The organism is Salmonella sp. NW1250, from assembly GCF_051812965.1.
GTDB lineage: Bacteria > Pseudomonadota > Gammaproteobacteria > Enterobacterales > Enterobacteriaceae > Salmonella > Salmonella enterica.
This window is the reverse complement of record NZ_JAMNDD010000004.1, coordinates 219,586-232,309: the sequence shown is the minus strand read 5'-3', so window position 1 is coordinate 232,309 and position 12,724 is coordinate 219,586. Positions and strand designations below refer to the sequence as shown.

At 57.1% G+C, this 12,724-nt stretch carries 7 protein-coding genes; all 7 read right to left on the bottom strand.

Going from position 1 to position 12,724, the window contains the following annotated elements; genetic code table 11:
- Positions 1-13: 13 nt before the first annotated feature.
- On the bottom strand, positions 14-2,020 hold the full coding sequence (gene hmsP / locus NBA72_RS08990) for a biofilm formation regulator HmsP (RefSeq protein WP_001266362.1): 2,007 nt from the start codon (positions 2,018-2,020) through the stop codon (positions 14-16).
- Between the two features lie 173 nt (positions 2,021-2,193).
- Positions 2,194-5,736, bottom strand: a complete 3,543-nt coding sequence (gene bcsC / locus NBA72_RS08985) for a cellulose synthase complex outer membrane protein BcsC (RefSeq protein WP_042948492.1) — start codon at positions 5,734-5,736, stop codon at positions 2,194-2,196.
- Positions 5,718-6,827 carry a cellulose synthase complex periplasmic endoglucanase BcsZ gene (bcsZ, locus tag NBA72_RS08980; protein WP_042948494.1) on the bottom strand — a complete coding sequence of 370 codons (1,110 nt, stop codon included), beginning with the start codon at positions 6,825-6,827 and terminating at the stop codon, positions 5,718-5,720. The genes bcsC and bcsZ overlap by 19 nt, the downstream gene beginning before the upstream one ends.
- 3 nt (positions 6,828-6,830) lie before the next feature.
- The gene (bcsB, locus tag NBA72_RS08975) at positions 6,831-9,131 is read right to left on the bottom strand and encodes a cellulose biosynthesis cyclic di-GMP-binding regulatory protein BcsB (protein WP_000823809.1); all 2,301 of its coding nucleotides are present in this window, start codon (positions 9,129-9,131) and stop codon (positions 6,831-6,833) included.
- A 10-nt stretch (positions 9,132-9,141) separates the two neighbouring features.
- Entirely contained in the window at positions 9,142-11,766 is a 2,625-nt protein-coding gene (gene bcsA, locus NBA72_RS08970) for a UDP-forming cellulose synthase catalytic subunit (protein ID WP_001275339.1), read from the bottom strand.
- On the bottom strand, positions 11,763-12,515 hold the full coding sequence (gene bcsQ / locus NBA72_RS08965; protein WP_042948497.1) for a cellulose biosynthesis protein BcsQ: 753 nt from the start codon (positions 12,513-12,515) through the stop codon (positions 11,763-11,765). Before bcsQ ends, bcsA begins: the two co-directional genes overlap by 4 nt.
- On the bottom strand, positions 12,516-12,719 hold the full coding sequence (gene bcsR / locus NBA72_RS08960) for a cellulose biosynthesis protein BcsR (RefSeq protein ID WP_000282616.1): 204 nt from the start codon (positions 12,717-12,719) through the stop codon (positions 12,516-12,518).
- Positions 12,720-12,724 lie beyond the last annotated feature (5 nt).

Below are 12,724 nucleotides of genomic sequence, written 5' to 3'. Positions count from 1 at the left end.
AGCGCGACCTTTTTTAACTTTTGTAATCAGGATTTTCGTGCGACAGATACCGTTCTTCAAAGATATCCGCGGGAACGGGCCGAGCAAACAGGAAGCCTTGCGCGACGTTGACTCCCGCCTGTTCCAGCCACGCGCGTTGCGCCTCGTTCTCCACGCCCTCGGCAATCAATTGTAAATTAAGACTGCGGGCCATCAGAATAATCGCCGTCACCATACTGTGATCATCCGGTAACCCATCGACAAACATTTTATCAATTTTAAGGATATCGACCGGTAGCGACTTCATATGCTGTAACTGGCGCAGCCCCGCGTAACCCATGCCAAAATCATCCAGTGCGATACGCACGCCAGCATTACGTAACGGACGTAAGATAGCGACGGCAGCGTGCGGATCGTCGATACGGCGGCTTTCAGTGACCTCAAGAATCAGCGTACCCGGTTGAATACGATAGCGGTTTAACAATTCCAGCAGCTCCGACACCATGCCAGGGTGCATGAGCTGTAACGCGGAAAGATTGACGGAGAGCGGCAATGTCACGCCGCGCTCCTGCCAGGCAGCAAGCTGGCGACAGGACTCTTCCAGCACCCAATGGCCCACCGTGACCATCAGGCCGCAGGATTCAATGCGCTCAATCAGCCCCTCCGGTAATTCCCAGCTACCGTCCGGCTGCTGCATACGTAATAAGGCTTCGGCGCTTAATACGTTGCCGCTGCGCATCTCGACCTGCGGCTGCAGCCAAATGGCAAACTGATGGTTATCCAGCGCGGTAAGGATATCGCTCTCTTCGGTAAGGCGCTGTTGAGCGGCCTCCATCTGCGCCGGGTCAAAGAACTGGATTTGATTTTTACCTTTTCGGCGCGCGGTAAACGCGGCGGAGACGGCGCGACCATAGAGCTCTTCGGCGGTCAGATCGCCATAATACATCGCAATGCCAATACTGCAGCTTGGGCGCAGTTGAATACCCTGGATGGGCAGTCGTTCATTAATGATAGTGAGTATTTGCTGACCTAATGTAATGGCGTGCCACGGCTCTTTAACGCCGTGGGCGATAATGGCGAAGTCATACCCGCTGACCTGCGTAAGCACCATGCGCGGCGCCAGCACCGACTTCAGCTTCTCAACCAGCGTCAGTAATAGAATCTCCCGCTGCGTTTCTTGCAGCACGCCTGCCGTGTCACGCAACGTTTCGCACGTCACGATGATAAGCGCGGTGGTCTGTTGGCGGGTGATAACCTGTTCCAGCAGCGCCATTAAAAAGGCTTTATTGGGCAGCTCGGAAACCGGAAAACGCATCGCATTGTCCGTTTGCTCCTCGCGTTGACGCTGCATAAGCTGCTGGTTGAGGTTATAGCTGCGCACCAGCATTCCAATTTCATCATCCTGATGCAGACGCGGCAACGCCAGCTGATGTCCGATCAGCTCCTGCTGCGGAATGTCGTTCAGCTCGCGGGCGATTTTGCGCAGCGGATGCACAATCAGGCGGTTTACGCACCAGGCGATGGCCACCGTCAGGATCAGCGATAGAAGTAAGTAAATGGTCACTAACGTAGAGAGCGCGCTCATGACGAACTTGTACATACGGTACGAATCCGCCTGCAATACAAGGTAGGCCAGCGGTTGCGGATTGGCGGGACGCTCCAGCGAATAAACCGGTAAAGAAATTTGTACCGGCAGTTCGAAGAGACGCGTCACCATAACCGGGACGGGGCGTTCAGGAATGAAGCGCTTACGCAACGCCTGGAACTGATTCGGCAATACCACATCGGCGCGACTCACCACGCCCGCAGGTTTAATACTTTCCAGAATGGTTTCCGCGCCGGGGAGATCCGCTTTTAAAATCGCGGAAGAAAGAGGTTCCCGAACAGATCGCGCGATACTTTCCAGTTGCGTAGCCGTGTTGTAGCGGTTCTGCTGTACCAGATGGAACAACAAAACGGTGCAAAAGACAAAAACAAACACCATGACAACGGCCGCAACCATTGCCATCTGTTTAATTGTTAACGAGCGGCTGACGCGCAAATTGACTCTCCCTGGATATCCCGGACTGCCGCCTGAGTATACCCGATTGCAGCGGCATTAAGAGAGGCTGTATCTGAAAAGGACTTTTCTGAATAACGGTTAATGATAGCGTCTGATGGCGCTGCGCTTCTCAGGCCTACGACGCCTGTCAATTCGTAGGCCTGACGCAATGATTACCAGTCAGCGTAAGGCACCAGAGGCTGCGGCGGTAAATCCATATCCCCCTGCCAGCCCGCCGCGGAATAACGGACATACAGCAGCAGATGACTGGGGGTATAATCTTTCGCCTGCTGAATATCGACAGCCGTACCCACAAACCAGTTGGCAGTAACACGGCGTTCAATGAGCGCCCGCGCGGTATAGCCAAATCCCTGGCTGCTGCCGCCGCCGTTGGTCTGGTCACGCGCATCCTCCTGATAATCCGCCGGAATCAAATTCATCAGCGGATAACGCGGCATGGTACGGTTGCGGGAGTGCGACCAGGATACCGAGCCGCCCAGCTCCCACGACCAGTTTTCCGTACGCTGCCGCCACATCACCGGCACCGCAAACGACAGGTATTCCTGCGGGCTATAATAACCGCCCTGACCCAGTGAATAACCGCTCAAATCTTTGTCGTAATGCCAGATCATGTTATTCAGCCCGACGGTAACGCGGCGGTTATTCTCGTTAATCACCTTATAGTAATAACCGGTCATCCAGCGCACGCGCCAGTTATCTTCCACATTTTTACCGCTCAACTGGTCGCCGCTGAGCGACGCCCAGACACCGTTTGCTTCGCCTTTATCATAGCTGAGACTGACGCCGCCGCCGTTGGCCCGCACGCCGCCCCATTTGGTGCCGGTATTGCTGCTGGCGTCCTTTTGTCCGCCAAACGCCAGCAGCGAGCTGGAGATCGGGCGACGATGCGCGTTCAGGGTATAACCCAACGGCCCGATATCGTCGCTGTAGCTGACGCCGCCGACCACATCAACGACATTAAAGCCCATCGGCGTCGTGCCGATATCCCAGCGCCAGGTCTCATTCTGCCAGCCGACCGCCACGCTCGCGCCCGTATCGGCCTGGCTACGATGTCCGCTGCATTTCTCCAGCGTACAGGTACCCCAGTTATTATCGTATTTTCCATCAGCATCCGTAGAGAAGCGGCCAACATCCATATTCACCATATCAGTACGAAAGAACGCCCGTCCGTCCGACCAGGGCGCATCCACCTGAAGCATCGTGGTATGCGCCTTCAGATCGGAGTAACCGCCAGTCCCGCTCGACCCCCAATAATCGTGCGCCAACGTGACATTGAGATCCTGCTGACGGTACAGCTCCGCCGCATCGCTACGCACGCCGCGTTTTAGCCAGTCATCTTTTTCATCATTGCGCGTCAGGCGGGTAAAGGTATCGTTATCCTGGGGACGAACCGGCGTAATCGCCGCGGCGACCATTGCGTCTTTGTAGGTCTCCAGCGCCCGCTGCGGCTCGCCCGTTTGCGCCTGAAAAGCGGCGGCGTCACGCAATACCATCGCGCTTTCCATTGATGGCGGCTGTGCTTTTGCCTGCGGCGTAATGCGGTTAAAGGTCCGCGCCGCCGCCGTAATATCGCCAAGCTGGAGCTGCGCCAGCGCGACGCGGCGCTGCATGTTAATAGAGGTGATTTGCGACGCAGGCAGCGCCGCCAGTTGAGCGCGCGCCGCAGCGTTATCGCCCTGTGCGATGTCGATTTCCACCCGCCCCAGCATGGCATCGACATTACCCGGTTCCCGCGCCAGAACGGCGTCATAAGCGGCGCGGGCCGCCGCATTATCGCCACGCTGCTGCGCCCAGTCCGCCAACGTTAACGCAATGCGCGTAGAGGGCGGCTGCTGACGTAACAACGCTTCCGCTTCGCGTTCTTTGCCGCTATCGCGCAAGCGGTTAGCGCTTTCCAGCACCTGGTTACTTTGCAATCGGCCCGCCAGTTCCTGAATATTGCTGTTCCACTGGCTGGTCGGCAGGGTATTGAGATGCGCCAGCGCCGCCCGGTCCCGATCGCTGCCGGAAAGATAAAGTCCATAAGCATAGACCTGTTCCGGATCGTTTGGCTTCTGCTGCGCCAGAGAGCGCATTTGCGCATCGGCCTGGGCGTGCTGCCCGGCCTGCCACAGATCGCGTGACAGTCGGTACGTCACCCACACGCTCCCCGGATCTAATGCCAGCCGACGACGGTGCAGTTCTGCGGCCTGCGCCCATTTGCCCTCGCTTTCCAGCGTTTCCGCCTGCTGCGCCAGACGGTCATTTTCCAGACTGCGTTCGATATCGTCGATACTGCGCCGCTGGCTGGCGGAAAGAGAAGCGATAAACGCGGCGGCTTTTTGCGGCGACTGCTGGCGATAAAGATTCGCCAGCCCGCGTACAGCATTGGTATTACCGCTATCCATACGCAGCGTCTGCTGATAATAACGTTCGGCGGCGGCATTATCTTTGCGCGCCATCGCCACATCCCCCAGCCCCAGTACCGCGTAGCTGTCGGTGTTATCCACTGCTCGCGCCTGCTGATAGAAACGCTCCGCCTGGGCCAGATTATTCGCTTTTAAGGCCGCGTCGCCCTGCTGAATTAACAGCCAGTAGCGATTGACCTTCAGCAGACTCTCCCACTTATCGCGGCTGCTGCTGTGCGGCGCCATCGCCAGCGCCTTTTCAAACTGCGCGACGGCGCGGGCGCGATCGCCACGCTGTGAGTATGCCTGCCCCAGCGCGCCGACCGCCTCGCTGTCGTCCTGCCGGGCGCTCACCGCCTGCTGCAATTGCGCAATGGCCTTACCGCCTTCTCCGGCATTAACCGCCGCGATGCCCTGCGAGCGCGCACGGAACGCCGGATCGGCTAACTGTTTTTGCTGCTCGCTAAGCTGGGCGCGGGCGGCAGACACGCTATCGCCTTCGCTAAACTGCGTCAGATAGTCTTGCAACGCTTTTACGCTGGCGTCGCTAACCGGGAGATCTTTTATCTGCTGGTACCAGATGGCGGAGGCCGCGCTGCGTCCCGTACTGGATTTCGCCATCTGTTTTAGCACCGCAAATCCCTCATCGCGCCGCCCACTGGCGAACAACAGTTGCGCCAGCGCATTTTGCAGAGCGTTATTACCCGGACTGACGGCATTGATTTTCTGTAGCTGGTTAATCGCTTCGTGACGGCGGGCGGGCAATTTCGCCACGGTCGTCCAGTATTCGACCGCCAGTTCGCCCTCCGGCGGATAACCTTTAAACAGCTTGTCGTAGCTGGCGATCGCTTGTTCAGTATGGCCGGTCGTCGCCAGTAAACGCGCCTCCTGCAAAGACTGGCGTCCTTGCGGCGTGGAGAGCAGCATCGCGGTGCGGGAAGATTGATACGCCGTCGACTCCGGCGCCAGTTGCGCCAGCCGGTCAAGTAGCTTCTGCGCCCCGTCGCTATCCCCCTGGCGCAACAGATAGCGGAAACGGGCGGCGATAACCTGTGGATCATTGGGGTCGATCAGCTCCAGGCGATAGAGCGACTGACGGACTAAGTCCTCACGGTGCGTGGCCTCGCCCAGCCGAACCTGCTCCAGCAACTGTTGCTGCGCGGAGGTCGCTGCGCCGGCAAGCGGTGTTAGCGCCATACCAAGCGATAACACCAACAATGCCCGAGAAACGCCCCTTTTGCCAGGTAAGGCGTTTCGACCGCCAGCCGGCAAAAAAGCGTGCATGAGACTTAACGTGAACTTACGCATTCCTGGCCCCAGTCAGGTAATAATTCACCTTTGACGGTGAAGCGAAAACGGTGCTGATCCCAGCCTTGTCCAAAGAGAGTCAGCACATAGTTGTAATAGGCATCGCTGCCAGGAAAATGGTCTGCGACCCGCTGTCGCTGCACGGCCTGGGCGTCGCGATTTTGCAGGAAAGGCAGTAAAGCGGCGGAAAACCCGACCGGCCCCGTCCCTTGCGCGTTCCCGCTGACGACATCCACTTTCTCCGGTGGAACGCCGTTTTTCATCGTTAACGTCGCCATCGGTTTAAATCGCGCCAGTAAACGCGCTTTTTGCGGATCGCCATCATGCATCATTCCCGCCCATAAATAGACGCGAATCGCATCGTAGCTACTGATCAGCGTCTTTTCCGCTTTCAACTGCCAGCCTGGCTTGCTTTCATAACGCACCCAGTCCGGCGAGAAACCTTTCGGCGCGGTTTCCAGCAAAAGCCGCAAATTGGTTTCCCGTAACGTCGACCACGGCGCGCCAAAACGGCTAAAGTATTGCGCCAACTGCGGCGGCAGATAGCTTGGGTTAAAACGCCAGCTATTCGCCTCGGCAAAGCCGATTTTGCCAGGTAGCAGCATTGAGCCCAGCCCCGGCACATTCACGACCTCTTCGCGGGCGATGCGTTTTAGCAACGCCGTGCCCACCTCGGTATAACGCGTCTCTTTCCACAGACGACCGGCCTCCAGCAGCGACCATGCCATCCAGATATCGCCGTCGGACGCGGAGTTGCTGTCCAGCACCGACCAGGTGTCGGGATCTTTTTGCCCCCACAGCCAGGCGGGCAGATGTTCACGCAGCGATCCCTGCGCCAGATTGTTTTGCGTCCAGTTAAACAGTTGCGCGAACGCCGGTCGATCGTTCGCTGCCAGGGCAAAGAACATGGCGTAGCTTTGCCCTTCGGAGGTGGTAATTTTTCGCGCATCGCCCGGATCGATAACGCGTCCCTGCTGGCTAATGTAATCTTTCTTGAACTGTTCCCACGCAGGCCAGCTACAGGCCGCCTGCGCATTTATTGCCGTCAGCATGACGATCATCGTTATCCATCCGCGCAGCATAGTCATCATGCGTTACTCATGGTCAGGGTCGAGACGACGGCGACTGAGAATACGTAGCAGACGCCACAATACCCACGCCAGTAATACCACACTGAGGGCCGCCAGTACCGCCAGCAGCACCGGGTGATTCGCCAGCGCATACCACAGCCGCTCAAACCACGGCAGATGTCCGACGTAATAGATATCGCCAACGCGCAGACTGTGAACGCCGGACTCGCGGATCACCGCCACGGAACCAAACATCGCGGCGCGTTTACCGCTGTCGTTCACAGCGTCGTTCAGTAGCTGGTAGCCGCGCGGGCTGTCAGCCAGCAGAGCAATCACGCTGCGCTGATCATTAAACGGCGACTGGAAGCCCACCACCGCCGCCATCGGGCCGCTGGCGGTGACGGTGGACTGCGCATCCGCCGCGCGATCGGCCTCATCCGGCATAATCGACGGGAAAGCGGTCTGCCGCATCGGGGTTTTTACCCAGCTTTGTGTCGCCTGCACCAACAGATCGATACGCTTATCGTCTTTTAGCTTGCCCGGAATAGCGCCAATAATCAGCAGGTCGGCGTCTTTGTCGGCTATCTGAGCGCTATCATCGGTGATGGTCAGATTAATTGCCGGGAAACCGGTCTGCCCGCCAATGGCGCCGACCGTATTCAGCAGCGTTTCCATTTGCGCTTCGGTTGGGGTCTTCGGCATCACCGCCAGCGTGTCAGACAAGTCGGCCATCCGGCTGAACGGGAAACCCGCATTGGCGAACGCGCGTAAATCCGGCATCGCGATAAAGTGGTAATATTTCGAAAAATCGATAGTGGAGTCATCCCCTATCACCACATGATTCGGTACCGGCTGGAAGGTAATACAGTTGTCCACCGACCCGCCCGGCATCGGATTCATGTAGCGGAAGTCAAAACGTAGTTGGTTCATCGCCCCCAGTTTGAGCGCCGGAATAGACACATCCGTTTTACCATCCAGCAGTCCCTGAAGTACCGGCAAGCGCAACAGGAGTCGATTAGTTTCCTGCGTGCTGTTAAGGCTAAAGGCTTGCAGGAACTGGTTATTCAGACTGATATCCAGCCGTGAACTGTCTTTGGTCGGCGGCGAGGTATAACGGTAGTTGAGATCCATATCAATACCGTTGCTACGCAGCAAATAGAGGTCCGGCGGCAGATTCAAAGAAACGTTGATGGGCGCCGGCTCCAGCCCACTCGACTGGAGCTGCTCTTCATAGGTTTTCAGCTCGCCAAAAGTGACCGGGCGATCGGTACGCACCCAGTTCGGCGCATCATACGGTTTGCGCGCCAGCAGCGGTTTTACATCGTTGACCACCACGCTGGAACCACGGAAGAGAATATTCCCTTGCGCGATACCTTTTGCCGCTTGCAACAGGTCTTTATCATCTCGACCAAACACGATCAGCAACTTCACATACGGATTATCCGGATGGCTCATCATCTCGATAACCGGCGCGTTAACCGCAGGATGATCGCGCAGGAAATCGGGGCGTCGATCGTTGGTGGCGAACACGATCGCATTGCGATCCGGCAGGTGATTATACAACACCGGGAAGCGCTGACCGCGCCAGCCCGCCCGCGAGCCAAACCAGGACGCGACAATAGAAGCCGCCTGCTGCTGCGCCAGGTCCGGCATATCAGCAAACACTATCGGCAACGTCACCGGACGGTTATCCCGCGGATCAAAAAACGGCACCGGGAAGTGGGACAGATCGTTATTCACCGCCAGCATGTTATAGGTCAGATCCAGGGCGCTATTTCGCCCGATGTCTAACCACAGAGTACTGCTGGCCGGGTTTTCACACACGTCGCGATAGTGGCCGACAAACTCCAGCCGCACCCGGTTAAAGTCGGTGATAAATAGCGGATTGATAGGTACCTGCGCCAGCGTCTTTTTCCCCAACTGCTCTTTTGTCACCGGCAGTACGCCCATCAGTTCATCATTGAGATAAACCTTGAGCTGCGACTGAACCGGCAGGAGCGACGGCGAGGGCGTATATTCCAGATTCAGCACCGCTTTCGACGCCACTTCATCGCTGCGCATACCAAATTCAATGCCGCCGTTAGGGTTAACGCCACGCAGCGCCATACTGCCCGGCGGCGGCGCGATTTGCGCAAAGGTCAGCTTGACCTCGCGCGAAGGCGCGGTCTGCGCCACGACGGGCGCCTCAGTTGCGGGCGACGGCGCAGGCTCGGTGGGTTCAGCATTTATCAATGGCGGCGTAGCAGGCGCCGCCGCCGTCATGAAAGCAGGAAACGCGCTTAATCCTATTACCGCCGCACACATCCAGGACAATTTTCTTTTCATCGCATTATCATCATTGTTGAGCCTGAGCCATAACCCGATCCGACGGCTGTATCGCCGCTTGCCGCTCCGGGCGACGCGGAATAAACGATACAATCCAGGCAATTAACGCCGTCAACGATCGGAAAATTACTTTTACTGAAGGCGGCGCGAACTCCGCGAGGTGGCGATATCCGCGGAAGCCCAGCTTCAGAATATCCAGCAAGCTTTCCAGCGGTTTATCTTCCGGGAAGCTATCTTGCCAAAGCGCCCACGTATCGGCGCGCGCGAAGGTACACTGCACAAAATCAATATGTTGTTTGGTGGTGAGCGGCATCAGTTGTAGTCCGACCTCATTGCCCGTTACGCGCACCACCTGCGTTGGAAAGACATATTCCTGCTGCCCGCGTTTGAGCAACAGATTCACTTTCTGCCCTTCCAACACCTGCGCCTGACCGTTGATCTTGATGCCTAACCCGCCGTCGGAGAAGTCATGTACGGTACAGGAGAACAAATGTCCATCTTCGCGGGCGATAGCCCCCGGCATGGCAATCTCGACCCGATGCGCGCGCCTGACCTGTTTACTCTCTACCGAAACCGCAACCGCGCCGCCGAGAATGACCAGGTTGTAGAAGACCCACACCAGGCTAACGATGACGGTCAGCGTTTCATTTTCCGGCCCGTAATAGTATCGCCATACGCCCGCCGCCACGCCGAGCAGGTTAAGCAAGACAAGGAAGATATACGGACGCGAGATTACCCAGTCGACGTACTTCTCTTCCACCAGCCCGCCTTTCGCCGTGACGTTAAATTTCCCTTTGTGCGGATTGATCAACGCGACCAGAGTCGGCGGTGCGATATACCATGCCAGTACCGTTTCATAGATTTCACTCCAGAAAGAGTGACGATACTTGCCCTGAATCTTCGAGTTAGTCAGGCTGGCGTGGACCATGTGCGGTATCACAAATAGCGCAATCATCAACGCAGGCGCATAAATGATATAGGCGTGCAGCAGCAGAAAAGCCAGCGGCGCGGTCAGAAAGATCAGGCGCGGAATGCCGGACAAGAAATGGAACATCGCGTTGAGGTAGCACAGCCGCTGCGCCAGTTTTAAGCCTTTACCAAACAGAGGGTTATCGAGGCGGAAAATTTGCACCATGCCCCGCGCCCAACGAATACGCTGCCCGATATGCGCCGACAGGCTTTCCGTCGCCAGTCCCGCCGCCTGCGGAATGCGCATATACGCTGAGGTATAACCTCGCCGGTGCAGCCGGAGCGAAGTATGCGCATCTTCCGTCACCGTCTCAACGGCGATACCGCCAATCTCATCCAGCGGCTTACGGCGAATCACCGCGCACGATCCGCAAAAGAAAGTGGCGTCCCACATATCGTTACCGTCCTGCACCAGTCCGTAAAACAGCGTGCCTTCGTTAGGCGTTTTACGAAAACGTCCCAGGTTGCGCTCAAACGGGTCCGGGGAGAAGAAATGATGCGGCGTCTGCATCATCGCCAGCTGTTTTTCTTTCAGGAACCAGCCCATTGTCATTTGCAGAAACGAGCGTGTCGGCACATGGTCGCAATCGAAGATCGCCACAAACTCGCCTTTCGCGTGTTTTAGCGCATTGTTGATGTTGCCGGCTTTGGCATGTTCATGCGTGGCGCGGGCAATGTAATGCACGCCAACATGTCGGGCAAAATGACGAAATGATTCGCGCCCGCCGTCATCAAGGATCCAGATATTCAGCTTGTCCTTCGGCCAGTCAATGCCAAGCGAAGCGTAAATGGTATTTTTGACCACATTAAGGTCTTCGTTATAGGTCGGTACAAAAATATCCACCGTCGGCCACTGCGACATCTCTTTCGGCAACGGCACCGGTTGACGATTTAACGGCCACACCACCTGGAAGTACCCCAGCACCAGCACAATCCAGGCGTAGGTTTCCGCAAACAGCAGAATCAGTCCGCACACCAGACTGACCGGGTCGTCCCAATTTAGCGTCGAGGTATAGCGCCACCAGATATAACGACAGGAGACCGTTAGCGACAGCACGATGAGCATCAGCGCGGAAAAGCGTCCCGGCATACGTCGTACCAACAGCGCAACGCCCCACAGCAACAGCAGAAAGATAAATTGCGATAGCGGGTTAAATGGCTGCGTAATACAGATCAGCGCCAGTATCAGTGAAAAGGTCACGATAACGCCCAGAATAAAACGCCGGGCGCCGTTGCTAAGATGTCCCAGCTCTTTTTCCTTTTCCAGATGCGTTGTCTTTTGGCGCACCCGTTCCGGTAAGGTATCCATCCATTGATGGTAACGTCCACGAACGTCCTTCAGGCGCGCAAATGACCGCCAGCGCGGTTCATGGCGTTCTTTAGTCGACGAGATCATCACCAGCCAGAGGGTCTGAATGAGGTAGCGGGCCGGGTCCAGCGGGCGCGGGCGGGCGGCGTTAATATGCGGGTAAAGCGCTTTATGCCCGTCGCGAATACGCTGCCAGCGCGGATGCTCAAGCGGAAACACTATCCACGCCAGAATCGTCCACAGGCAGCCGAGCGCTGCGCTAAACGGCGACGCGCCGTGGCGGCGGTAACCCTGATAGCGCTCGCTCAAGCGCGCGCTAACCGGCGGGATAAGCAGCCACCGGGAAAGGGCGCTCATCGCAGGCTCCCGGCGGACGTTTTGTCGCCCGCATCATGCAGCAGGCACCAGTTCGCCAGCGTTAACACCTCTTCGGCGGCTAACGAATCGCTGCGATATTCGCCTAACGGCTGTTTCGACGCCATGCACTCCGCCATCGCCTCATCGCGATGGATCACAATAGGCAGCAACCGGCGCTGGCTTTGCAGCCAGACCTGGTACAGATCGTCCTGTAACTGACTGCCAATGCGTAAGTCATTGATCAGAATATGCGCTCCGGCAGGCAATGCCTGCTGATGAAGGCGAATATGGCAGTTAGCGTCAACCTGGGCTATCGCCAGCGTATGGTCGCAGAGGCTCACCAGCTGCCCTGTCAGCGGTGACGCGCCGTAGGGCAAGTCCAGTAAAATCCAGCTATAACGCCCGCTCGCTTTCAGCGCCTGGATAGCCGATCCGATCTCTTCCAGCGTCTCCTGCCAGGCCTGCGGATTTTCCCGCTCTTGCGCGGTGAGCTGTCCAAACGGCAGTAGATCAAGCTGTGAGGTATAACGTAATCCGGCATCGCGCCAGTCCTGGCCATCCAGCAACGATCGCGCCCAACCGCCCTGATGGACGAAGTCGACGTTAAACGACATGCGCAGCAGGTTATCGGGGCTGGCGTCAATCACCAGGACATTTTCCCCTAAGATTTGTAACGCCCAGGCGAGTGCTGCGGTGAGAGATGTGGTTCCCACCCCGCCGCGCACGCCCTGCAGTCCCAGAATCGCCATTCATGGCTTCCTTAATGAATGTGGTTGCGCAAATTCAGCCAGGAGTGGCCATCTTTTAATCGCCGCCGCCAACTGTTCGCGTTGGGAAATATCGGTGTAATCTATTTCGGGTAGTGAAAACGCCTGGCTTAATGCCAGAAAATCATTTTGAAAAGTGTAGCCCAACGTTGGATCGGACTGAGCGCCAGGTTCATTGTTATACATTCTGG